This window comes from Persicirhabdus sediminis (genome assembly GCF_016595495.1).
In the GTDB taxonomy this organism is placed as follows: domain Bacteria; phylum Verrucomicrobiota; class Verrucomicrobiia; order Verrucomicrobiales; family Akkermansiaceae; genus Persicirhabdus; species Persicirhabdus sediminis.
Genome location: NZ_JAENIM010000044.1, coordinates 136874 through 160284 on the forward strand (window position 1 = coordinate 136874; position 23411 = coordinate 160284).

A 23411-nucleotide genomic window follows, 5' to 3' on the forward strand; every position below is an offset into this window, starting at 1 on the left:
CCAGTCTTTACAAGTGAGCATTTGTCGCGACACTCCTCCAAATTTAGCAACGCGCGATGCCAAAGGACACAAGTATCAAAAAAATCCTACTGATAGGAGCGGGCCCAATTGTAATTGGGCAGGGATGTGAGTTTGACTATTCAGGTGTACAAGCCTGTAAGGCGCTGGCCGAGGAAGGTTTTGAGGTGGTATTGGTTAATTCCAATCCAGCCACCATCATGACTGACCCGGAGTTCGCCGATAGAACTTACGTGGAGCCAATTACTCCAGAGTGTATTGAAAGAATCATCATTAAAGAGAAGCCGGACGCATTGCTGCCGACTCTCGGTGGTCAGACTGCTCTGAATGCGGCTATGGATTTATTTAAATCCGGCACACTAGACAAACATAACGTGAAGATGATCGGCGCCAATGCCGATGCCATCGATAAAGGTGAAGATCGCCTGCGTTTCAAGGAAGCCATGCTGGAGATCGGCCTAGACGTTCCTCAGTCTGGGGTAGCTCACAACATGGAAGACGCTCGTAAGATTGCCGAGGAAATTGGCACCTTACCACTGATCATTCGCCCAGCGTTTACGCTTGGTGGATCTGGTGGTGGTATTGCTTACAACAAAGAAGAATTTGAAACCATCGTCACACGTGGTCTCGATCTTTCTCCAGTGACTGAAGTGCTCATCGAAGAGAGCCTTCTCGGCTGGAAAGAATACGAGATGGAAGTGATGCGTGACCGCGCTGATAACTGCGTGGTGATCTGTTCGATCGAAAACCTCGATCCTATGGGTGTGCACACTGGTGACTCTATCACTGTAGCTCCTGCTCAGACACTTACTGACCGTGAGTACCAAATCATGCGCGATGCTTCATTCGCTGTGATTCGTGAAATTGGTGTGGAGACTGGTGGTTCAAACATCCAGTTCTCAGTAGATCCTAAGACTGGCCGCTGCATCGTTATCGAGATGAACCCACGGGTTTCTCGTTCATCAGCGCTGGCATCTAAAGCGACTGGTTTCCCAATCGCTAAGATTGCTGCTAAGCTGGCTGTTGGTTACACACTCGACGAGCTGCGTAACGACATCACTAAGGAAACTCCAGCTAGCTTCGAGCCGACTATCGATTACGTGGTCACTAAGGTTCCTCGCTTTACTTTCGAGAAATTCCCAACTGCAGATCCAGTACTAACGACTCAGATGAAATCTGTCGGCGAAGCGATGAGCATCGGCCGCACATTCAAAGAGTCCATGCAGAAAGCACTGCGCTCACTAGAAACTGGCCGCTTTGGATTTGGCCACGACGGCAAAGGCCATCAAACACCTAGCTACGAAGACATCGAGCGAAAACTGCACGTTCCTAACGCAGAGCGTATCTTCTGGCTGTGCACCGCCTTCAAACAAGGTTGGACAGTGGATGAAATCTTTGACGCCACCGCTATTGATTACTGGTTCCTCGAGCACCTCAGCGAGGTGGTAGAAGAAGGCAAGCAGCTCGCGACTATGGACCTGCGTAAGGCCAAGCGCCTCGGCTTCTCTGACTTCCAGATCGCCCACGCTCGTGGTTGCAGCCAAGACGAAGTACGCGCTGAGCGCAAAGCAGCTGGCATCATTCCTACTTACCGCTTGGTAGATACCTGCGCGGCCGAGTTTGAAGCAGCTACTCCATATTTCTACTCTAGCTACGGTGACGAAAACGAAGCTCGCGAGAGTGATAAGAAGAAAATCATCATCCTCGGTGGTGGCCCTAACCGCATCGGTCAGGGCATCGAGTTTGACTACTGCTGTGTTCACGCAGTATTCGCGCTCAAAGAGCTCGGCTATGAAACTATCATGGTCAACTCTAACCCAGAGACCGTTTCTACTGACTACGATACTTCTGACAAGCTGTTCTTCGAGCCGCTTACATTAGAAGACGTGCTCAACATCTGCGACCAAGAGAAACCTGACGGTGTGATCGTGCAGTTTGGTGGCCAAACGCCACTCAACCTCGCTGCCGACCTCAAGCGTCACGGCGTACCTATCATCGGTACTTCTCCAGAAAGCATCGACCTCGCAGAAGATCGTAAGCATTTCTCAGCACTGCTAGACAAGATTGGTCTTAAGCAAGCTGAAGCTCGCACCGCTACTAACGAAGAAGAAGCACTGCAGGCAGCTAGCGAAATCGGCTACCCAGTATTGGTTCGTCCGTCATTCGTTCTCGGTGGTCGCGCTATGATGATCGTCTACGCAGATGATGAACTGCGCCGCTACATGCGTGAAGCCGTTGATGCATCTCCAGAGCGTCCAGTTCTGGTAGACCGCTTCCTCGACGGTGCCACAGAAGTAGACGTCGACTGTATCGCCGATGGCGAAACTGCCGTTGTTGGAGCGATCATGCAGCACATCGAGCAAGCTGGTATTCACTCAGGTGACTCCGCATGCATGATTCCTGCCTTCAGCCTCAGCGAGCAGATCCAAGAGCAAATCACCATCGCTGCTAAGAACCTCGCCATCGAGTTAGATGTGCGCGGTCTGATGAACATCCAGTTCGCAGTGAAAGACGAAGAACTCTACGTCATCGAAGTGAACCCACGTGCATCACGCACCGTGCCATTCGTTTCTAAATCTATCGGCATCTCACTGGCCAAGCTCGCAGCTAAGGTCATGGTGGGTGAAAAACTTGTTGATCTCGGATTTACTGAAACCATCATTCCACCACACTTCTCGGTAAAAGAAGCTGTGTTCCCATGGCCTCGTTTCCCTGGTATCGACATCGTGCTCGGACCAGAAATGCGCTCCACAGGTGAAGTGATGGGCATCGACGCCGATCCTGGCCTCGCATACGCAAAGGCTCAGATCAGTGCTTTCAACCCACTTCCAACAGGCGGTAAAGTATTCCTATCCGTTAATGATAGAGATAAAGATCGCGCTGTGCCAATCGCTCGCGATCTGGTTGAGCTCGGCTTCGAAATCCAAGCTACTGGCGGGACATACAAGCGCCTCAAGGCGGAAGGAATTCCAGCTACTCGCCTGTACAAGCTGGCTGAGCAGAAGCGTCCTAACGTGATCGACATGATGAAGAACGGCGAAATCGACTTCATCATCAACACACCTAGCAGCCACGAAGCGAAGATCGACGAAGTTGCCATCCGCAGCGGCGCGGTGACACACAAAGTGTCTCACTGCACAAACCTATCTGCAGCTGAAGCAAGTGTGAAAGCCATCCGCTCACTGCAAACTAAAGAGTTCACTGTAACTCCACTGCAAGACTTCCACCCACAGGTGTAAGACTCTAGCAGTACATCGCATTACTAAATTCTAAAGCGTCTCGGGAGCCCCCGAGGCGCTTTTTGTATCTAATGCCATGCCGACGATTTAACTGGCTGAGCGGCATAAGCAGTTCTAGCTAGCTGGGCTTAGCTGAGTGAGCTCTAGCTCAGCATTACGTGGGGCTTCAAAGAGGGTTTCCGTTTCATATCTAGCTGATTTCCATTTGATGATGCCAGCGATGATGATGATACAGGGAAGAACCCAATATGCTTCTGGCAGATTGTAGATATCCGCAAAAACGGCATAGGCAATGAAGATGAGTAGATAGGTGCAATTGAGAATCCTGCGCACCGACTTTGGCGCTGGATTTGCCGTGACGATCTGGTAGCGACCTATCAGGTGATGAAGCTGATAAATGCTACAAATCAAATGGACATGCTTGATTTTTGAGATTTCAATTTCGACCCGATACCGCTGGCCGTTAACTTCGATGAGATGGTGGCTTTTTTTTCTGAAGCTACGGATTTTAGAAATGAGCTTGCTGTTACAATAGATCAATTCGGTGCCAGTTATCCATGATCCCGTGATTATCATTTGCGCACCATTCAGCTCAAATTCAAAGGCTAACATGCGCATGATGACTTCGTCAGAAGAGCTCCGCGGTGTTTGATAGGGGGAATTACTGTCACTCATTCGTTAGGCCGTGAATCTATAATTTACCTAATGTTAGTGTCAATAGCACCGATGTTAATCGGGACAATCGATTGTTCCTTTATGCCATCATCGACTCTCCTCTAGCTGGATGCTTAGCTCTTGAACCTGCCGCTCTATCTCTTGGCCAATGGATTGCATGTGGGGCCTCTGCTGTTGGTTAGCTGGCAATTTCTGCCAGAGTGTCAGTGCTTGTTGATAGGCCTGTAGTGATGCGGCTAGCTGTTTATTTTCCAGCCACATTTCAGCTTCGAGAATCTTCCACCGGTAGGCGAGCGCGGGAGTTTGTTTGGCCAGAGAGTCTAGCACCGCAAGGCCATTTTCTGGCTGCTGCACGCTGAAATAAAACCGACTCTGCGCCTCTAGCAGTGAAGGCACGGGTCCTTTGTTTTTGATGCCTAACTGGAATGCCTGCTCCGCCAGCTGCGGGTCATTATTTTGTAATGCCAGCTGGCTCAAACGGGTGTAGTTAGGCAGCGCGTGTTGCGGTGCCAGCTGCATGTATTTTTGCAGATGGTCAATGGCTTTAGCGTAGTCGTGATCTTGTTCGGCGAGCTGGCTGAGAACTTGATGTGGGCGCGCTAGTGTGGCACAGCGGTCGAGCGCCAGTTGCATGAATTTTTCAGCCGCAGCCAGCTGCTGGCAGGTGAATGAGATTTCCCCTCTGAGCAGAGGGATGGCTGCGCTGTCTGGGGCAAATCTCTCAGCCAGCTTGAGGTCTAAGGATGCCGCGAGGTAGTTCTCATGTTGGATATTGAGCTCGGCGCGATCGAGGTACAGCTGCGGCATCTCTGGGTTTTGTGTGATTTGCTGGCTGATAACATCTATACGTTCGTGCAAATCGCCATGCGCCCAGCTGGGGAGGGTGCTCGCCAATAGGCTAGCTATTGAGAGCCAGTATCTTAGCGTTGATGTTAGCGAGGTGATCATGTTGAGCGGCGGCGTGATTGATTTGCTGCTGAAGTTGATTTAAATGATTAACCGATATATAGGTAGTACGAATTGTCCTGATTTGGAAAATCAGCTCGTAAACATCTTATACATACAAAACTATGACCGGACGAATGACGATAAAAACTAAAGTAGCGAGTTTATTTGGAGCTGCAATCACAGGCATAACTAGCCTAGCTGCAGCTGAGCAGCCTACCAACTTCATTATTGTCCTAGTGGATGACATGGGCTGGGGTGATGTTGGTTATCAAGGCGCGAATGATTTTCTAACGCCAAATATTGACCAGCTAGCAGCTGATGGCGTGCAGTTCTCACAAGGATACGTGACCTCATCAGTTTGTGGTCCATCACGCTGCGGATTGATTACTGGCCGCTACCAAGACCGTTTTGGTGTCTGTGGTAACTGGGGAGCATTTTCTAAAGACGGATTCCCCGTCGACCAGCCAATGGCTTCTGATTTGTTCAAACAAGCTGGTTATAAGACTGGTGTGATCGGCAAATGGCACTTTGGATTTGCCGACGAAAAATACCGTCCGGAAAACCGTAGCTGGGATTATTTTTACGGGTTCTACGTCGGCGGTCACGATTTCTACCGTGCGGATCATCCATACACTTCTAAAAAGAAAGACTTCTGGCCAATCATGCGCAATACCGAAGAAGTTGACTATAAGACAGGTGATTATTTGACTGAGAAATTTACCGAAGAAGCCGTTAGCTTTATTGATAGAAATAAGGATGAGCCATTTTTCCTCTATGTGGCCTACAATGCGGTGCACTTCCCGTGGCAGGTGCCAGATAGCTATCTCGATCGCATCGACGCTGAGCGCGATATTGACCTCAAATACCGCCGCATTCTAGCTGGCATGGTGCTCGCCGTGGATGACGGTGTGGGCGCGATTAATCAAGCGCTGGCGCGCAATGGCATTGCAGATAATACCGCAGTGATTTTCCTAGCAGACAACGGCAGCCCAGCTGGTGTAGGCGGCTGGGATAAATCTAACCTAGGTGAATACAAGATGTCTTCTAAGGGGCCATTCAAAGGCTTCAAAGGCGATACTTACGAAGGCGGCATCCGTGTGCCATTTGCTATGAAGTGGCCAGGTCAGATCAAGCCGGGCACCAAGTACGAAGAGCCAGTGATTTCTATCGACCTCGTGCCAACCATGATGAAGCACATCGGTGTGGCGACACCTGAAACTGGTTTCGACGGCAAAAACATCCTGCCTTACATCCAGGGGAAAAAAGAAGGCAAACCACACGAAACTCTCTATTTCCGCTACATGAATGACTACGCCATCCGCCACGGTGACTGGAAACTAACATGGAACTCGAAAGAGGTAGAAGAGCGCAACGGTGATCGTAAGAAAATCCCATCAAAAGATGTTAGGTCTCGCCTGTTCAACCTAGCCGAGGACATCGGCGAACAGAACGACCTCTCAGAGCAGTTCCCTGAGAAGAAAAAGATGCTACAGAAAATGTTCGACGACTGGGACGGCGAAATGCCTCAGGATGTCGGACTTTTCCCAAAACCATTCACAAGAAAATAATAACAGATTTATACGATCGATTAATTCTGTTAACTCCTTCGAGCCTAGCTTGGAGGAGTTTTTCTTTTTCAGTGAATTAGGTTTCTTTAGTTGTGTATGAAAAAATAATTGGACTCTAAGTGAAATGTGATTAGATTGGCCACATGTTTCAAACAAACGGGCGGGATACCCGTTGCCCGAAGTTTGAGATAACTAACGCATAACAATGAAAACGATAACAAAAAAAAGCTTAGTGGCCTGGTCTATGGCTGCGCTTTGTTCGCTGGCCTCCCTCACAGGCGAAGAGAAAAAACCAAACATCCTAGTTATCTGGGGTGACGATGTTGGTCAGTCTAACCTCAGTGCCTACACCATGGGCGTGATGGGCTACAAGACACCAAACATCGACAAGATTGCCAAAGAAGGTGTTATTTTTACAGATTACTACGGTGAGCAGAGCTGTACTGCAGGCCGCTCGTCATTCATCATGGGCCAGAGCGTATTCCGCACCGGTCTATCAAAGGTAGGTCTTCCGGGTGCCAAAGAAGGCATGCAGATTGAAGATCCAACAATCGCAGGGATGCTCAAAGACCTCGGCTACGCCACTGGTCAATTTGGTAAAAACCACCTCGGTGACCGCGACGAACATCTTCCAACAAACCACGGCTTTGATGAGTTCTTCGGTAACCTCTATCACCTCAACGCAGAAGAGGAGCCAGAAAACGAAGATTATCCAAAAGATCCTGAGTTCCGCAAAAAGTTTGGCCCACGTGGTGTGATCAAATCATCAGCTGATGGTAAAATTGAAGACACTGGCCCACTTACCAAAAAGCGCATGGAAACCGTCGATGACGAAACTTCTGATGCCGCTATCGATTTCATTCGCCGCAACCACAAAGCTGGCAAGCCATGGTTTGTCTGGTGGAGCGGTACTCGCATGCACTTCCGTACTCACGTATCTGAAACCGTACGCGCTGAAGTGGCTAAGCAATACCCACACGCCGATGAATACCAAGCCGGTATGGTTGAGCACGACATGCACATTGGTAAATTCCTCGCTCTGCTAGACGAGCTCGGCATTGCTGACAATACCATCATTCACTACTCCACAGATAACGGCCCTCACTACAATACCTGGCCTGATGCTGCTGCCACTCCATTCCGTGGTGAGAAAAATACTAACTGGGAGGGCGGATGGCGCGTTCCTTGTGTGATGCGCTGGCCTGGACATATTCAGCCAGGATCTATCTCTAACGAGATCGTTCACCACATGGACATGCTGCCTACATTCCTCGCTGCAGCTGGTAACAAAACTGTCAAAGAAGACCTGAAAAAAGGTTTAACTAACAAGGCTATGGGTCGTGACTACAAAGTGCACCTCGATGGCTACGACATCAGCGAGCACCTTGCTGACACCAGCAAGCCAAGCCCACGTAAGGAAATCTTCTACTTCTCTGATGACGGTGATCTGACTGCACTTCGTTATTCAGACTGGAAGTTTATCTTCATGGAGCAGAAAACTCAAGGCACCTTCCGTGTCTGGATGGATCCATTTGTACCACTGCGTGTGCCTATGATCTTCAACCTTCGTCGCGACCCATACGAGCGCGCTGAAGAAACATCTAATACCTATTACGACTGGATGCTAGACCGCGCATACATGCTGGTTCCTGCTCAAGCCTACGTGGGTCAGTTCCTTGGCACATTCAAGGAATTCCCTCCTCGCCAGGAAGCTGCTAGCTTCTCACTGGACAAGGTGATGGAGAAAATGAGCGAAAATAACGGCTCTAAGTAATTTCCTAACTTAATAAAGAGTTAGCTACTGACAGGGCACTGGCTTCCAGTGTCCTGTTTTTGATTTATGATAGACCAACCAGCTGGCTGACCCAACTGGTTAACGATTAGAAAAGAATGACCGCGCACGAATCTATTCAGCAAATACAGGCATCAATGAATGCAGCTGTAATTGGCCAAGAGGCTGTTGTTGAGCATTTAGTAATTGCCTTATTAGCTAAGGGCAATGTGCTCATGGAAGGCCTACCCGGAACGGCAAAAACACGATCAATCAAGACATTGTCTCAGCTGGTAAAAAGCGATTTCAGCCGTGTTCAGTTTACCCCAGATTTGCTGCCTTCAGACGTTACAGGCTCAGAGATCTACCGTGAGCAGACTGCTAGCTTTGAGTTCCAGCCAGGACCCATTTTTGGCAATCTGATTCTAGCAGATGAAATCAACCGCGCGCCAGCTAAGGTGCAGGCGGCATTGCTAGAGGCGATGGAAGAACAGCAAGTCACCGTAGCTGGCAAAACCCACAAACTTCCCGAGCTATTTCTAGTGCTCGCTACGCAAAACCCAATTGAACAAGAGGGGACCTACCCGCTGCCTGAAGCGCAGATGGATAGATTCATGCTCTACCTAGCAGTGCCATACCCGCAGGCCGCTAACGAGTTGGAAATCCTCCGCCTTGTGCGCGCTGAAAACACAGGTTCAGCCGAGCAAGCGCCAGCCATTTCTCAAGATCTTATTTTCACAGCTCGTACCGAAGTAGATGCTATTCACGTGGCGGAAGCGGTGGAGCAATACATGGTCGACCTCGTTATCGCCACTCGTGAGCCAGCTCGTTATGGTGGTGAGTTAGAAGAGTGGGTTGAGGTGGGTGCAAGCCCACGCGCCACCATTGCGCTCGATGCCGCATCGCGTGCCAGAGCATGGCTGCACGGTCGAGATTACGTTTCTCCTGAAGATGTGCAAGCCATCGCGCCAGCATGCCTAGGCCACCGTGTGCACCTTAGCTACACCGCCGAGGCCGCAGGCATCAGCCGTGCCGATGTGATTAGTAAGGTGCTAGAGAGCGTTGCAGTGGCGTAGTTAGAATTAATGAAACATCACTCTACAGAGGAATCTAGCCGTGTTTATGCCAGCTTTGACGAGCTGGTAGAGCTGCAGTACCAGGGGCGTAAAATCTCCCTATTGCCGCGTCAGCCGGTCAGCAGTCTACTCAGTGGCCGCCATGCCTCGCGCCTTCGTGGACGTGGCTTGAGCTTTGAGGAATTGCGAGCGTATCGGCCCGGTGACGATATTCGCACGATGGATTGGCGAGCTACGGCTAGACTGAAGAAACCGCAAGTTAGAGTGTATAGCGAAGAGCGCGAGCGACCAGTGATTTTGGCGGTTGATATGCGCAGTAATATGCTTTTTGGCAGCCGCCATAGCAGCAAAGCGCGCGCTGGCGCCAAGCTAGCCGCTCTAGCAGCGTGGGCTACCTTAGCTGGAGGCGACCGTGTGGGCGCGGTGATCTTTGGCGACGACGAGAAGGTGGAAATCAAACCACAACGTAGCCGCGCTAATGTGCTGAGAATCTGCCACGAGCTGGTGCGCATGAATAAAAAACTAAGTAGCGAGGCGCAAAGTGATACGGCACCAAGTAGCCAGCTGAATACGGCCCTGCGACGCGCCTCTCGGCTAGCAAAGCACGACCATTTGCTCATCTTGATCACGGACTATGAGGGTGATGATGAGGACACTCGCCGCATTGCTACCAAGCTAGCTAGCCATAATGACGTTCTAGCAGCTCTGGTATATGATCCGCTAGGCATCCAGCTGCCGCGTGGTCCGCAGATGGAAGTGAGTGATGGTACGCAGCGGGTGATCATTCCCGATGAAACTACATTCCATCAGCGATTCCAGCTGGCATTTGAATCCAGAATTGCCGAACTGAAAAACAATCTGAAAGCGATCAAAATCCCTATTTTACCTATCTGCACTCACGACTCAGTGACCGAGCAGGTGATGAAAGCACTGGGGCGACGAGTATGAGTGAAGCATTAACAGACGAGCAGTTGGGTGATCTTGATAGACTGCGTGATATCGTGGTCTCCGACCCAGTATCGTGGTGGCCGCTGGCACCTGCATGGTACGTCGTGATTGCCATCGTTATGTTGTTAGCGGGTGTAGTTAGCTGGAAGTTTTGGCAAAAATGGCGGGCGAATGCATTTCGCCGAGCCGCTCTCGCTGAAGTGGAAGCTGCTGCAAATTCTGCCAATGGACTGAGTGTGCCCCAGCTGGCTGAGATTTTCAAACGCTGTGCACTGACGACATACCCACGCGAGCAAGTAGCTGCGCTGAGTGGTGACGGCTGGGTGGGTTGGTTAGACGATAAATATTCTGAGCCAATGCCTGAGCTGCTAGCGCAGGCAATGCGCGAGGGACTGTATGCTAGACAGCAAAAGGAAGTTAGCCATGAAATGCTAGATTATAGCCGTCAATGGATCTCTGGCCACCGTGCCTATTCACCTCCAACGCCAAAGAATTAGAGATGTTTGTTTTTGCCCATAGCTGGATTTTTCTCCTAGCCCCTCTACCATTGTTAATATGGTTTTTGGTGCCACCGCGGCGTATTCAACGGCCAGTATTACGTGTGCCATTTTTGTATCGTGTGCAACAATCATTAGATGAGCAGTCTAAGTTTACACGAGCTCGCCAGCGCACTGTGCCCTTGGCCATCAAGATGGTAGTTTATTTGCTAATTATTACCTCGCTGGCTCGTCCGCAGTGGCTGGATCCGCCAGTGAGCCGTGAGCTGCCATCGCGCGATTTGTTACTTTTAGTCGATCTATCAGGTTCGATGGAGCAGAAAGATTTTACCAATTCAGCGGGTGAACAAGTAGACAGGCTGACTGCGGTGAAAGAAGTATTGGGTGATTTTTTGCTCAAGCGAGATGGTGACCGAGTTGGGCTAGTTGTCTTTGGTAATGGAGCGTTTTTGCAGGCCCCCTTTACCACTGACTTACAGTTATGCCACCAGCTGCTAGAAGAAACTGAAGTGCGCATGGCTGGGCCAAAAACTACCTTAGGTGATGCGATTGGGCTTGGCGTCCATTTATTTGATCAAAGCGAAGCGCCAGCGAAGACGATCATTGCGCTGACGGACGGCAATGATACCGCCAGCCAAGTGCCGCCAGTAGAAGCGGCAAAAGTCGCCCGCGATCGTGATATCACTATTTACACAGTGGCTATGGGTGACCCTGAGACTGTTGGAGAAGAGAAGCTCGATGTTGATTCGCTCAAACAAGTCGCGGCTGAAACGCAGGGTGAGTTTTTCCTCGCTCTCAACCACAGCGAGCTGCAAAATATTTACACGAAGTTAGATGAAATTGAGACACGCGAGGTGAAAGTAGAAAGTTACCGTCCGCGTATCGATCTCTTTTATTGGCCTTTGTTAGCGGCATTTTTGATCAGCTTGCTAGATAGAGCCATTCAGCTATGGCGGAGCCGACGTCATGTTTTCGAGCCTGCTGAGGATGTGCGCCTGCACGTCAGTCCGGTGAATTTTGATTTGGAGGTAAAATCATGATAGATAGCGCATTAGCTTTTCATTTTATCCGTCCGTGGTTCTTTTTGCTGTTGCCTGTCGCGGCTGTTGTTTGGTGGCTACTGAGCCAGCTGGACGATCCGCTGAGACCATGGCGGCGGGTGATGGACGCAGAGTTGCTACAAGCGGTAACGATGGGTAATGACGGATTTCGTCTGCGCTATCGGATGTTGTTAGCTCTGGTTTGGTTGCTGATGGTGGTAGCCATTGCGGGTCCAACATGGAAACCTGAGCCAACGCCATTTTCACAAGATACCGCGGCTGTGATGCTTTTGCTGAAGGCTGATAAGACGATGGATCTCACTGATCTATCACCGTCGCGGATGGAGTTAGCTCGGCTCAAGGCGCGTGACTTTGCTAGCGCGCGAGCTGGCCAGCCACTCGGTTTGATTGCCTATGCGGGCTCGTCTCATTTGGTTCTACCAGCTACCCGCGATACGGATGTGGTGGCGGACATGGCGGCGGAAATTAGCCCAGCGATCATGCCAGCTGAAGGTGACGATTTGTTAGCTGCTATCCAGTTAGCGGATAATACTTTAGGTCAGGCGAGTGGCTCAGTGGTGATCATTGCAGATACGGTGGATACGACTCAGTTAGTGGCGATGAAAGAGTTTGTCAAATCGTCCAAGTTGTCGATTTTCATCCTCGCGATTGCGCGCCAAGACACACCAGAGGCGGAGTCATTAGAGGCGGCAGCTAAAGCATTGGCAGCTGAGCTGGAGTATTTCGACCCAGCAGGCGGTGAGGTGAAAAAGTTAGTCAAGACGAGCGCAAAACCACCCGTATCAGCGGCTGGGGAAAATGAATCGATTCGTTGGTCTGAAGCGGGTTGGTATCTAGTCTGGCCGATTTGTTTGCTGAGTTTGTTAGCGTTTTGGCGTGAAAAAGACATCGAAAGTGAGGAGGTGGAAGGGTGAAATTTACAAGCATTATTGTTGGGTTCACGTTGGCGACTAGCTGGTGGTTTACCCCTGAGCAAGCTGGCCAGCGGATGATGAAAAAAGGTGATTTTCAGCAGGCTGCTGAGCAGTTCATTGATCCAATGCGCAAGGGAGAAGCTTTATTTCGCGCGGGCGAGTTTGAGGCTGCCGAGCAGTCATTTGCTAGGGTTCCTAGCGCCGCAGGTGAATATAACCGAGGTAATTGTCTGGTGATGTTAGGTAAGTATGAATCTGCTGCCGAGCGCTACCAACGGGCTCTCGAGCTGAAGCCAGATTGGCATGACGCCCAAGTGAATTTAGAAGTCGCTGAGGCGCGTGCTAGGCTGAACAAGAAAGAGGGTGGCGAGATGACTGATGGCAAGCTGGAGGCAGATGAATACGTCTTTGATAACAACAAAGGTAAGGGCAGCGATGATGAACAGCAGGAGGCTGGCAAGGAGATGACTGACGCTGAGGTGCAAGCGCTATGGATGCGTAAAGTGCAGACTAAACCCGCACAGTTTTTGAAGTCCAAATTTGCCTATCAACACGCAATGGGCACGAGTAAACCTGCAAGTGGAAAGGAGCAGGTAAAATGAGTGTTAGGTTATGGTTTTCTAGCGGGCTAGTTTGTTTGTTAGCTTCTGTGGCGAGTGCCGATGAAGTCGCTAAGCTGGAACTAAAAAAATCAGAGGTTTGGGTTGGTGAAGGATTACCTTTCGCTGTGACACTCTATTCGCCAGGCAGTTTTGTTGGTGTCGCGAATATTCAAATCGCAGATTTGCCCAAAAGCGTGGTGGTAAAAATGGGCAGCCCAGTGGTTTCTAGCGAAACGCGCGATGGCGTGGAATATTTTGTTCAGCATCACGATTACGAGCTCTTCACGCAGCAAAGCGGTCAGCTTGAGCTCCCAGCGGTGAAAGTCAGCTTTGAGGCGAAGCAAGGGTACACGGGCGATGCCAAGAAATTGACGGGGCAAACAGACCCAGCGAAATTTGTTAGCAACCGACCAGATGGCGCCAATGCTGGCGAATTTGTTCTTGTTAGCGAGAATTTATCGATCAGCCAGACGTGGTCAGCTGACGGCAGTGATGTCATCGAGCTGAACTCAGGTGAATTGATAGAACGTCGCATTGAGAGAAAATCAGCTGGTGTGCCGGCGATGATGATGCCACCTGTGGAGCCAGCTGAGATGGCTGGGGTGAGAATCTATCAATCACCAGCTGAGGTGGGCGATAAGGTAGACCGCGGTGAGTTGAGCGGCTCGCGGGTGGATGTGGTGAAATACCAATTCAGCCACGGCGGAAGCTATGAATTGCCTGAGCTGAATTTCCGTTGGTGGGACCCGAGCTCAAATAGCTGGCAGAGTAAATCTCTAGCAGGAGTGACGGTGAAGGTGACGGGGCAGTCATTAGCCGAGAGCGAGCTAGCAGGTATGGTTGAAGTCTCTGGACTGTGGAAGTACTGGCCAGCTGCGGTGCTGTTGCTTGTTGCGGCTGGTGGGGGATTTTTCTTCCGCCGTGAGCTGCAGAAAACCTATCATGATTGGCAGAACGCGCGTCGCGATTTAGAAGACGAAGCTGCTAGAGCATTGATTTTAGCGTGCCGAAATGATCAGGCGGATGAGGCCTATCAGGTCTGGCTAGATTGGGTGAAATTTTCTCCTAGCTGGCGTGATGATAGCCAGCTGGAAATGGCGCACGACGAGCTGTGCGAATGTTTATACGGAGGCAAATCCACCAGCTGGAATGGCAGCCAGCTGGCAGAGGCGCTTGAGCATTTCCGCAATCAACCAGAAAAAAACCGTCGAGCTCAGCAGCAAGATTTGCAAGCGCTGAACCCTTGATTCATGCCGATGTACTTAGTGTCCGGCGCAGCAGTTGTTTACCTCTCTCGCTGGCTTGGTGACGATTTCGCCTGAGTTCTCATCTTCTGCATTATTGAGGGATCTAGCTACAGCTAGATTAGACGGCTGAGCAAAGATGAGGTCAGCTACTTCAAATTGATAGAATGCTTTGTCTTGCAGAGGGGCGGGGTCGGTCCAGCTTTGGCTCTGGGCATTGCCGTTGAATACTGAGCTGCCAGCTGGGAAGGTCACTAGATCTTGACTGCGCTTCATTTGGTAGGATTTGAAAGACACGGAATTCCAGCTAAATGAGGCTTCAGTTGGGTTTAGCGAATTGATAGACCATGATTCTGGCGGGCTAATTTTCCAGCCAATATCTACCAATGCTGCTAGATCTAAATCTGTGATGACATCAAAATTTGAGCCCGTATCAGTGGTTGAGGAATTCATGATTGCCGGACGACTTTGACCGTGAGTGGCTGAGAAGACGCCAAATAATGAGCTGTTAGTTCCGCTGCCGAAGTGGCCATAATCAGCTGGAGGCGCACTGCCATAGCTATTGCTAGCAGCTGGTCCATTGAATACACCGTTGCTGATAAGATTGTCCCATGAGTCTGCTGATCCTAGACCTAGCACGTGGCCAATTTCGTGGATGGCGATGGTGACAAACTCTGAGCCCGTCTGGTTTTGGCTCAGTGAAAAGTTCCACTCACGCGGAGTGGAATCTGGCTTGATCGTATCAAACATGACAATGCCTCCCCATGGTGCGTACTCGGTGCGTAGCGATGAGGTGGTGATTTCAGCTCCAGGTTTGCCGCGGCCGAAGATGTGTTTTTTCCATGATTCCACATTATGGTAGGCGATGCTGCCGGTGCTGGCTTGTCCGGCTGTGGAGCCATCTAGGTCTTTTCCTCCCACATAGATGATGATGGTGTTAGCTGGGATGGATGGATTTTCTAGAACGATGGAATCTCCGGTAAGTGGATCTGCAAAGGTGATGCGCCAGATGTAGCTAGGAAATAAGCTTGGATCAATCGCTGCGAGTTCGTCGGTGATAATTTCTCCGTAGAAGTCGGCAACAGCCTCGATGGCGTCGCGTTTTTCTTGGGTATCGAAGAAGTTAGTGGTGTCGTAGGTGTAGTCGATGACGATATCGATAGCGGCAGCTGGTATGGTCAGCCCGAGTAGAGTAAAAAGAGTAGGACGCAACATGTGTCTGATGGATTGGGTTTCTAGCTACGGGGATGCCAGACACATTAAACGATTAATTAATATCCGTCATTACAAAAAAAAGCGCTCACCGAAAACCGGTGAGCGCTGAGTAAATTAGAAAATGACTAACTAGAAGTGTTAGTGAGAGCAACCGCAGCCACCGCCGCAGCACTTAGCTGAACCGTAGCTTTCAGCAACTACGTCCCAGTTTACCACATTCCAGAATGCGCCGATGTAGTCTGGGCGACGGTTCTGATAGTTGAGGTAGTAGGCGTGTTCCCACACGTCGAGGCCGAGGATTGGTTTGCATCCGCAGGTATCTGCAGCGGCACCCATCAGCGGGTTGTCTTGGTTAGGTGTAGAAGTAACAACGAGCTTCTTGTCGTCGTTAACACACAGCCATGCCCAGCCTGAGCCGAAGCGTGTAGCAGCTGCTTTGGCGAACTCAGCTTTGAGTTCGTCGAGTGAGCCGAAGTCACGCACGATGGCGTCTAGCAGCTCGCCAGTAGGTTCAGCAGCACCGCCAGGTGAGATGACTTTCCAGAAAAGGCTGTGGTTGAAATGACCACCACCGTGGTTACGAACAGGAGTACGGATAGCCTCTGGGATTTTGTCGAGGTTTGTGATAAGCGTTTTTACAGTGATGCCGTCGAGGTCGGCATTACCTTCTACAGCAGCGTTTAAGCCAGCTACGTAGGTAGCGTGGTGCTTGCTGTGGTGTATCTCCATGGTGCGCGCGTCAATGTGCGGCTCTAGGGCGTCGTAGGCGTAGCCTAACTCGGGAAGTTCGTGGGCCATGTTGTTATTGTTTTTTGAATGGTTGTCATTTGGCATGGAAAGTTATACCTTCCGTGCCGCGTCGAGCTGAATATGGATACGTTTAGCCGACTTCGCAAGTAACAACTTTTGTCATCAAATAGAGACTATGGATAACATATTTAATATCATTGCCCTCGTTTTTGGAGCTATCCTCGGCGGTAGCATTATGTGGGGAATTTATTCACCACGAATTAAAGCCGCTGAGATGATTGGCGATGAACGTCTTGACTCAGAAACGGCTAGGGCTAGAGATCTAGATCAGAGGTTGAAGCTGAGCAATGACGAGCTCCAAGAACTGCGCGCCAAGGAGCAAGATCTCATGAACAGCAAGACTGAGCTAGAAACTCAGCTGCGTGAAGTAATCAGGTCTGCAGAGGAAAAACAAGCATTGCTAGACAGTGCAGAGGCTCGCTTTAGTGATGCCTTCAAAGCGCTTTCCGCAGATGCTCTGAGATCTAGCCAAGAGCAATTCCTTCAGCTCGCGGGCAAAACATTACAAAATCAGCAGCAGCAGGCAGTGGGTGAGTTAGATCAACGCCGTGTCGCCATGGAGCAGATGGTGAAGCCAGTGGCTGAATCACTCAATAAAGTGTGTGGCCAGATCAGCCAGCTAGAAAAATCCCGCGAAGGCGCCTATGCCGCGATCAAAGAACAAGTGCAGTACATGGCTCAAACCCAACGTGGGCTGGCTCAAGAAACCAATAAGTTAGTAAGTGCACTGCGTCAGCCTACCGGTCGTGGGCAGTGGGGGGAAATGCAGCTGCGCCGTGTAGTGGAGATGGCTGGCATGCAGGAGTACTGTGATTTTGAAACACAAACATCAACGACAGATGAAGATGGCAAGCGCCTGCGCCCAGACATGATCGTCCGCCTACCTGCTGGACAGCAGATCATTGTCGACTCCAAAGCACCAATGGATGCCTACCTTAGCGCCGTTGAAGCTGAGGACGATGGCCAGCGCGAAGCTGAGCTCATTCGCCATGCTCGTCAGGTCAATACCCACATCAACCAGCTGGGTAGCAAAAACTATCAGGAGCAGTTTGAACAAACTCCTGAGTTTGTTGTGCTCTTCCTGCCTAGCGAAGCATTCTTCTCAGCCGCTCTAGCACAAGATCCTAGCTTGATAGAAAAAGGCGTCGACCAAGGTGTTATTCTAGCAACTCCTACAACATTGATTGCGCTACTGCGCGCCGCTGCTTATGGCTGGCGTCAGGAGGCATTAACAGAAAATGCTAAAGAGATTTCTAGCGTTGGCCAGGAGCTGTACAAGCGACTTAGTGCCTTTGGTGGTCACGTGCAAAAACTTGGCCGCAGCTTGAACTCAGCGGTTGGTGATTATAACAAAGCAGTTGGTTCGTTAGAATCTCGTGTCTATTCTAGCGCTCGCAGATTTGAAGTTCTAGGTGCGGCAGCTGAATCGCAGAGCCTGCCAGAAGCTAGCCCAATAGAAACGCTGCCGCGCACGCTGAAGTCTGAATACATGCAGTCTGACGCCGCGCTGATGCCTCCAGAAGGCGGAGATTTTGCTATCACTCCTGAGGAGATCGAAGCCTCTAGCTCAGTGGACTTTGATTCCTTCTCTGCCGATGATTTGGAGAGCGGTATCGAGGGGTTCACCGCTCTACCAGCTGACCAAGAAGCTCAGCCTGAAGAAGAGCTGGAAACAGCTAACTAAGGGCTGCTAGTCATTTCAAACCATTTTACAAAAGCCGGTGGGGGGTTCCCGCCGGTTTTTTTATGGCATGCAATTTTTGAGATATAAATTTTGTCATATCATCTAAAACGAACAAGTTAGATTTATCTAGCTGGCAAACAATCAATTTGATTGATTGATCAGTATAACAGGTTAGATGTGAACTACTTCACATATCTTGTGAGGAATGTGGTGGGGTTCTGTTATCTGATAGATTTAGAAAAAACCTTTTGCGCTGCCAAATCCTGCTCGCGCAAGCAAAATGAATGTCATATAGATTATAGGGTTATTAAACAACGTGTAATGAAAATCATATCCCCATGAAATTCAACATATATATAACCCAATGAAGATGATAGATAACATGAAATTGACCGCGTTCTCACTCGGCATGATAGCGCTTTGTAGCACCCATACAGAGGCGGCAGTCACCATTGTTGATGAGGATTTTACTCATCCTGATTGGATCATATTCGCCGGAGGCAGCCTGCCTTCTGATAATAACTCGGTGACACTTGGAGACTCAGTGCTAGATAATGGACAGACTTATAACGGCTGGAGTTTTGTAGCGTCTAATTCATACTCTGATTCTTTGGGCTTTATTAATGGCAGTGGTGAGAATGGTCACTTTAAGTTTCATAATACCCAGAATGCTGCAGGGAATTACGCTGTAGGCTTAGCCAATAACGCCATGATGATGACCAATATGGATATGAGTTTGATTGGCAGTCAGCCAGTTAACATTACCATTGATTTCTTTACCATGTCTGGGGCTTTTGGTCCTAACGATTCTATCACTTATGGTTTTGCCGATGGTGATGGCAATTGGCTCGCAAGTGAGAGTTTTAATCTCGAAGGGATGGAGGACTATTCAGGTCAGTTAGTGATAAAGGATTTTGATTTATCGGCCCTCGGTGACGACGTGAATTTTGCCATTCAAAAGGATGGTTATGGCGGAGCTATCGGCATCAATGGCATCACCATTAGTATTCCTGAGCCTTCATCTGTATTGTTGCTCAGTCTGGCTGGAGTAGTTGGAGTGATGCGCCGCAGACGCGCATAAGCTTATCCTAGTTTATTTTCTAAGCCCACCTTCTCATCGAGGTGGGCTTATTTTCTCTGATTTGTAATTGTTAGTTAACCTGTTTTGTATATCCTTGGTTGAGCTAGCTCGGTTGGGTATTTTCAGCTAGCTATGAGCTATCTAATTTCATGCAGGAAGAATCTAATGCAGCGCCGGTTATACGCAGGCTAACAATTTTACAAATGCTGAGCATAGGCATGCTCAGTGGTGGCTATGCTGCCATGCAAAGCAACTGGGGCCAGCTAATCACTAATAGCGTGAATAGCCTGACAGTAGCTAGCTCAGCGTTAACTTTAGGTCTCCTGATGTTAGTTCCCCGACTAGCTGAGGCCCTAGCTCCTATCCTAGTGGCCTATATTTCTGATAATCGTCGTCAGGGGCAGGGGAGAAGAATGCCTCTAATTAGAAATTTAGGCCTGCTAGGTTTGATTGCTTTTGCCGCCATCTGGTGGGTTCCTGGCATATTTTCCAAGATGTTACTGGTATGTGTCATCGCTATAGCCACGGGAGGTGTGCAGGTGATGGCGGGTGCTTTACAGCTGGAAATTTCGACGGACTACCGTGAACGGACCAAGGTCTTTGCGATTGCTAGTTTGGGCAATGGTCTGATTGCTTGGTTAGCTCCTATGCTGCTAGGTTTGGGCATTGGACAGGCCGCGAATGCTAGCCAAGTACCGCCCGAGCAGATGGCCTATAGCGCATTGGTGTCAGCATTGGTATTTGCCGGTATTCTACTCTGGTGTACACGCACGGTACCTGAACCACAATTTCCAGCAGTTAGTCGTCAGCCGAGAATCTCGTTTTGGCGTCATCTGGCGCTTGTTCTCAAGCATGCTAGGATGTGGCAGTTAGCTATCATCTCGGGCTTGCTTTCTTTTGGATTTTCGGTGACAGCCATGCTCACCTATTATCTCAATTTTCATAATTTGTTTGCTGGCGATGCGCAAAAGGCAATGGGAACGATAGGTATCTTTGGCAGTGCGTGGTCAATTTCTGGTTTGTTAGCCATTATCCCCTTGTTGTTCTTTGCTAAATTTTTGGATAAAAGACAGTTGATGCTGGGATCTATGCTGCTGATGACTATTGGCTTGCTGATCCGCTTCTTCTGTTATCAGCCAGCGATGCCGTACTTGCAGTTATTGCCCTTGGTGCTGATTTCGGTTGGCATGGTGTGTTTTTATCTGGTAGGCACTTCAATTCTAGCAGACTTATGTGATGAAGATGATTTGCGCCATGATAGACGCGCTGAGGCGATGCACTATTGGGCTTATTTTCTGCCTATTAAGCTGATGACTGGCCTCGCGTCGTTAGCGGTGGCGTGGATTCTGGGAATTGTCGCTTATGATGCTGAGATGCCTGCAGATCAATTAGCCGCAGCACTAACAAAGATGAAGTGGCTGGAGTTGATTGTGCCTTTGATAGGCATCACGCTAGCTGGTTTTGTGTTGGTGAAATTCAGACATTCGCAATCAGCCAGCTGTGAGGTGAGACGGCAAATTGACGAACGCAACCAGCTGCGTGAGAGTTAGTTTAACTTTTTCAGCTAGCTGGAGTGGCTGGCTCAGCTAGTGGGCTCGTAGTGGTGAGTGGCTCGATGAGCTCAGCTGGGATGATTGGCACTGCGGCTTTTTGGCCGCACACGTAGCCTGCAACTTTGTTAGCTAGTCTGTTGGATTCGACGAGCTCGAGTCCTCGCAGGCGTGCGATGACGGCGGTGGCGGTGAATGAATCCCCGGCGCCAACGGTACTGACCACTTCGACTGATTGGTCTGCGCGGCTGAAATTGTAGCTTGTACGCTCAAAGAGCCAGGCTCCATCAGCACCCCCAGTTAGGATGGCAAATTGCAGATCATTGCGGCGCATAATGGTGAGCATGAAGTCTTCCATGTTGCCTCTGATTTTGAGCATTTTGGCGAGTATTTCTAATTCCTCGAGGTTGAGTTTGATGGCATTACAGGCATCTAGTGATTTTTGAATTACCTCTTTGTTATAAAAATCTTGTCGCAAGTTCACATCAAACAATTTCATACAATGCTTTGGTGTGAATGAGAGAAACTCAAAGATGGCTGCGGCTGATTTCTCGCTCCTCTGGGCGAGCGAACCAAAACAAACGGCATCTAGCTGGCTGGCTATTTTGATGATGTTAGCGTCTAGCTGGATGTGATCCCAGGCTACATTGTTGGCAAATTCATAGCTGGCCACGCCGTCGTTATCTAGGGAGATTTGTACTTGGCCCGTAGGGTGCTGAGTGTCGCAGTGCACGCCATCTAGCTGGACGTGATGTTCGTTGAGGAATTGGCATGCTTGTTGGCCAAGGGCATCGCTGCCTACTGAGCTGATGAGGTAGCTGTGGGCACCGAGTGCGCTGGCGTGGCAGGCAAAGTTAGCAGGTGCACCGCCAAAAGTCCGCTGGTCGTGATAGACGTCCCAGAGGACTTCTCCAATGGCGGCGATGGTTAGCTGATGGTCGCTTTTATGCATAATCGTTTTAGTTATAATGGGTGAAGACATGTCATTGGTGCGACATGGGGAAATGTAACTTGCATTGTTAGCTCACAATGGCGAGGATGACCAATACGAATTTACATGAAGATGAAAAAAACGCTATTGATAATCAGTTACTTGTCGTCACTAGGCAGTCTTTTTGCCGATGTGAAGTTGGCACCGATCTTTGCAGATCATATGGTCCTGCAGCGCGACATGCCTGTTCCAATTTGGGGCACCGCTGATGCGGATGAAAAGGTCGAGGTCAGTTTTGCTGGCCAGACATTGGCTACCCAAGCCGATGCTGAGGGCAATTGGAAGGTAAAATTTGAACCATTAGAAAGCAGCAAAGTGGGGGCAGATTTGCGAGTCGCTGGTAGTAATACCATTACCTTGAAAAACGTTGTTGTGGGAGAAGTTTGGTTATGTAGCGGGCAGTCGAACATGGCTGGGCGTTTCAATGAACAAAAGGGCCGGCGCATGGATCCGGCGGTGTTTGAGAGCGACGTCAGCGGGCTGCGATTCCTCACTCGTCAGGGGTGGCGTGAGCTCAATGAGCGGTCGCAAAGCCAGATCTCTGCGGTGGCCTTTTACTTTGCCTACGAGCTCTATCAGCAGCTCGATGTGCCAGTAGGTTTGCTTCAGCGTTATAACTCAGCGACTCCCATCCAGGCGTGGATGCCAAAAGAAAAAGCCGAAGAGATTCGCCAAGAGTTAGGGATCCCAGCTGGCTGGAACGACGTGCATGAAATCCGCAATCCCGGCGTGCAGTTTGAGGATAAAATTGCCGACATCATCCCCGTCGCTATGCGTGGCGTGATCTGGTATCAGGGGGAGCGCAATGCTAAAGCAAAAACGGGCTGGGAATATGATAGGTTGTTAGCATTTCACATTAAGACGTGGCGCGATCTATGGGCCGTGAAAGCAGGTGGGGCAAAACGCGATTTTCCCTTCTACTACGTGCAGGTGCCTACCCAGGAAACGCCCGTGGATGCCGAGTGGCCGTGGCTGCGAGATCGCATGCGCCGCGCTCTAGATTTGTCGCCTAACACCGGCATGGCTGTCTTTTACGATTACGGCCCGAGCTTGCATCCCGACAACAAAGAGCCAGCTGGCCAGCGGCTAGCGCTGTGGGCATTGGCTAATGATTACGGCAAAGATATCGTCTACAGCGGTCCGCTGCTAGATGAGGTGAAATACGCCGACGGCAAGGCGATTCTCAGCTTTAAACATGTTGGCGGTGGGTTAAAAAATAAGTCAGGAGAGAAGCAGCTGAAGTTTTTTGAGATTGCTGGGCCAGATGGCAACTATCAGCCAGCTCTAGCTGAAATTGTTGGTGATACGGTGGTTGTGTCTAACGAGTCGATTACTGAGCCAGCTAATGTTCGCTACCTATTTCGCAAGCCATCACCCGATGCTGAGCTCAGCCTGATCAATGCCGCAGGCTTACCTGCCTCATCATTCATGACTGATGATAACAAACCTGCTAGGTAGCGATTTGAAATAAGATCAAGTCTAACAAGTTGGAGTATTATTGTTTCCAGCTGGTGAGCTT

At 49.8% G+C, this 23411-nt stretch carries 19 protein-coding genes; 14 read left to right on the forward strand and 5 right to left on the reverse strand.

Annotated elements, in window-relative coordinates; translation table 11 throughout:
- Window positions 1-56 precede the first annotated feature (56 nt).
- On the forward strand, window positions 57-3257 hold the full coding sequence (gene carB, locus JIN82_RS13995; protein ID WP_200312283.1) for a carbamoyl-phosphate synthase large subunit: 3201 nt from the start codon (window positions 57-59) through the stop codon (window positions 3255-3257).
- A 114-nt stretch (window positions 3258-3371) separates the two neighbouring features.
- Here carB and JIN82_RS14000 read toward each other — a convergent pair whose 3' ends face one another.
- Together JIN82_RS14000 and JIN82_RS14005 are read right to left on the reverse strand one after the other, a co-directional pair.
- On the reverse strand, window positions 3372-3932 hold the full coding sequence (locus JIN82_RS14000) for a hypothetical protein (protein ID WP_200312284.1): 561 nt from the start codon (window positions 3930-3932) through the stop codon (window positions 3372-3374).
- A gap of 87 nt (window positions 3933-4019) precedes the next feature.
- Window positions 4020-4790, reverse strand: coding sequence for a tetratricopeptide repeat protein (locus JIN82_RS14005; protein WP_200312285.1), 771 nt, complete (start codon window positions 4788-4790; stop codon window positions 4020-4022).
- A 212-nt stretch (window positions 4791-5002) separates the two neighbouring features.
- On the opposite strand from JIN82_RS14005, the gene JIN82_RS14010 reads away from it, so the two are divergent.
- From JIN82_RS14010 to JIN82_RS14050, 9 genes are all read left to right on the forward strand, one after another.
- The gene (locus JIN82_RS14010) at window positions 5003-6448 is read left to right on the forward strand and encodes a sulfatase family protein (RefSeq protein ID WP_200312286.1); all 1446 of its coding nucleotides are present in this window, start codon (window positions 5003-5005) and stop codon (window positions 6446-6448) included.
- A 244-nt stretch (window positions 6449-6692) separates the two neighbouring features.
- On the forward strand, window positions 6693-8222 hold the full coding sequence (locus JIN82_RS14015; RefSeq protein ID WP_343221748.1) for an arylsulfatase: 1530 nt from the start codon (window positions 6693-6695) through the stop codon (window positions 8220-8222).
- Between the two features lie 116 nt (window positions 8223-8338).
- Entirely contained in the window at window positions 8339-9295 is a 957-nt protein-coding gene (locus JIN82_RS14020) for an AAA family ATPase (protein ID WP_200312288.1), read from the forward strand.
- 9 nt (window positions 9296-9304) lie between these two features.
- On the forward strand, window positions 9305-10243 hold the full coding sequence (locus JIN82_RS14025) for a DUF58 domain-containing protein (RefSeq protein WP_200312289.1): 939 nt from the start codon (window positions 9305-9307) through the stop codon (window positions 10241-10243).
- A complete protein-coding gene (locus JIN82_RS14030) occupies window positions 10240-10740 on the forward strand; it encodes a DUF4381 domain-containing protein (RefSeq protein ID WP_200312290.1) in 501 nt (166 codons plus the stop codon). Before JIN82_RS14025 ends, JIN82_RS14030 begins: the two co-directional genes overlap by 4 nt.
- On the forward strand, window positions 10692-11780 hold the full coding sequence (locus JIN82_RS14035) for a vWA domain-containing protein (protein ID WP_234042044.1): 1089 nt from the start codon (window positions 10692-10694) through the stop codon (window positions 11778-11780). Before JIN82_RS14030 ends, JIN82_RS14035 begins: the two co-directional genes overlap by 49 nt.
- Complete coding sequence (locus JIN82_RS14040) at window positions 11777-12715, forward strand: VWA domain-containing protein (RefSeq protein WP_200312291.1); 939 nt, start codon at window positions 11777-11779, stop codon at window positions 12713-12715. The genes JIN82_RS14035 and JIN82_RS14040 overlap by 4 nt, the downstream gene beginning before the upstream one ends.
- Window positions 12712-13317 (forward strand): tetratricopeptide repeat protein, encoded by a 606-nt coding sequence (locus JIN82_RS17335; RefSeq protein WP_200312292.1) that lies wholly within the window; start codon window positions 12712-12714, stop codon window positions 13315-13317. The genes JIN82_RS14040 and JIN82_RS17335 overlap by 4 nt, the downstream gene beginning before the upstream one ends.
- Complete coding sequence (locus tag JIN82_RS14050; RefSeq protein ID WP_200312293.1) at window positions 13314-14564, forward strand: BatD family protein; 1251 nt, start codon at window positions 13314-13316, stop codon at window positions 14562-14564. Before JIN82_RS17335 ends, JIN82_RS14050 begins: the two co-directional genes overlap by 4 nt.
- A gap of 15 nt (window positions 14565-14579) precedes the next feature.
- On the opposite strand, the gene JIN82_RS14055 is transcribed toward JIN82_RS14050, so the two are convergent.
- Complete coding sequence (locus tag JIN82_RS14055) at window positions 14580-15776, reverse strand: hypothetical protein (protein WP_200312294.1); 1197 nt, start codon at window positions 15774-15776, stop codon at window positions 14580-14582.
- Between the two features lie 138 nt (window positions 15777-15914).
- Entirely contained in the window at window positions 15915-16574 is a 660-nt protein-coding gene (locus tag JIN82_RS14060) for a superoxide dismutase (protein ID WP_200312295.1), read from the reverse strand.
- Window positions 16575-16701: 127 nt separating this feature from the next.
- On the opposite strand from JIN82_RS14060, the gene JIN82_RS14065 reads away from it, so the two are divergent.
- The 3 genes from JIN82_RS14065 (at window position 16702) to JIN82_RS14075 (ending at window position 20901) form a co-directional block, all read left to right on the forward strand.
- A complete protein-coding gene (locus tag JIN82_RS14065) occupies window positions 16702-18270 on the forward strand; it encodes a DNA recombination protein RmuC (RefSeq protein ID WP_200312296.1) in 1569 nt (522 codons plus the stop codon).
- Between the two features lie 364 nt (window positions 18271-18634).
- Entirely contained in the window at window positions 18635-19351 is a 717-nt protein-coding gene (locus tag JIN82_RS14070) for a PEP-CTERM sorting domain-containing protein (RefSeq protein WP_234042045.1), read from the forward strand.
- 149 nt (window positions 19352-19500) lie between these two features.
- Entirely contained in the window at window positions 19501-20901 is a 1401-nt protein-coding gene (locus JIN82_RS14075) for an MFS transporter (RefSeq protein ID WP_200312298.1), read from the forward strand.
- Window positions 20902-20911: 10 nt separating this feature from the next.
- Here JIN82_RS14075 and JIN82_RS14080 read toward each other — a convergent pair whose 3' ends face one another.
- Window positions 20912-21853, reverse strand: a complete 942-nt coding sequence (locus JIN82_RS14080) for a carbohydrate kinase family protein (RefSeq protein ID WP_200312299.1) — start codon at window positions 21851-21853, stop codon at window positions 20912-20914.
- Between the two features lie 105 nt (window positions 21854-21958).
- Here JIN82_RS14080 and JIN82_RS14085 point away from each other — a divergent pair, with 105 nt between their 5' ends.
- Window positions 21959-23350: a sialate O-acetylesterase gene (locus JIN82_RS14085; RefSeq protein ID WP_200312300.1), complete on the forward strand. Its 1392-nt coding sequence runs from the start codon at window positions 21959-21961 to the stop codon at window positions 23348-23350.
- Window positions 23351-23411: the final 61 nt, after the last annotated feature.

What these genes read in the sequence shown, in the direction of transcription:
- JIN82_RS14020 (WP_200312288.1), top strand. Translation starts at nt 8,339, where the DNA reads ATGACCGCGCACGAATCTATTCAGCAAATACAGGCATCAATGAATGCA.
- JIN82_RS14030 (WP_200312290.1), top strand. Translation starts at nt 10,240, where the DNA reads ATGAGTGAAGCATTAACAGACGAGCAGTTGGGTGATCTTGATAGACTG.
- JIN82_RS14040 (WP_200312291.1), top strand. Translation starts at nt 11,777, where the DNA reads ATGATAGATAGCGCATTAGCTTTTCATTTTATCCGTCCGTGGTTCTTT.
- JIN82_RS14000 (WP_200312284.1), bottom strand. Translation starts at nt 3,932, where the DNA reads ATGAGTGACAGTAATTCCCCCTATCAAACACCGCGGAGCTCTTCTGAC.
- JIN82_RS14065 (WP_200312296.1), top strand. Translation starts at nt 16,702, where the DNA reads ATGGATAACATATTTAATATCATTGCCCTCGTTTTTGGAGCTATCCTC.
- JIN82_RS14060 (WP_200312295.1), bottom strand. Translation starts at nt 16,574, where the DNA reads ATGGCCCACGAACTTCCCGAGTTAGGCTACGCCTACGACGCCCTAGAG.
- JIN82_RS14025 (WP_200312289.1), top strand. Translation starts at nt 9,305, where the DNA reads ATGAAACATCACTCTACAGAGGAATCTAGCCGTGTTTATGCCAGCTTT.
- JIN82_RS14085 (WP_200312300.1), top strand. Translation starts at nt 21,959, where the DNA reads ATGAAGATGAAAAAAACGCTATTGATAATCAGTTACTTGTCGTCACTA.
- JIN82_RS14015 (WP_343221748.1), top strand. Translation starts at nt 6,693, where the DNA reads ATGGCTGCGCTTTGTTCGCTGGCCTCCCTCACAGGCGAAGAGAAAAAA.
- JIN82_RS14010 (WP_200312286.1), top strand. Translation starts at nt 5,003, where the DNA reads ATGACCGGACGAATGACGATAAAAACTAAAGTAGCGAGTTTATTTGGA.
- JIN82_RS14055 (WP_200312294.1), bottom strand. Translation starts at nt 15,776, where the DNA reads ATGTTGCGTCCTACTCTTTTTACTCTACTCGGGCTGACCATACCAGCT.
- JIN82_RS14035 (WP_234042044.1), top strand. Translation starts at nt 10,692, where the DNA reads ATGGATCTCTGGCCACCGTGCCTATTCACCTCCAACGCCAAAGAATTA.
- JIN82_RS14050 (WP_200312293.1), top strand. Translation starts at nt 13,314, where the DNA reads ATGAGTGTTAGGTTATGGTTTTCTAGCGGGCTAGTTTGTTTGTTAGCT.
- JIN82_RS14075 (WP_200312298.1), top strand. Translation starts at nt 19,501, where the DNA reads ATGCAGGAAGAATCTAATGCAGCGCCGGTTATACGCAGGCTAACAATT.
- JIN82_RS14070 (WP_234042045.1), top strand. Translation starts at nt 18,635, where the DNA reads ATGAAGATGATAGATAACATGAAATTGACCGCGTTCTCACTCGGCATG.
- JIN82_RS14080 (WP_200312299.1), bottom strand. Translation starts at nt 21,853, where the DNA reads ATGCATAAAAGCGACCATCAGCTAACCATCGCCGCCATTGGAGAAGTC.
- carB (WP_200312283.1), top strand. Translation starts at nt 57, where the DNA reads ATGCCAAAGGACACAAGTATCAAAAAAATCCTACTGATAGGAGCGGGC.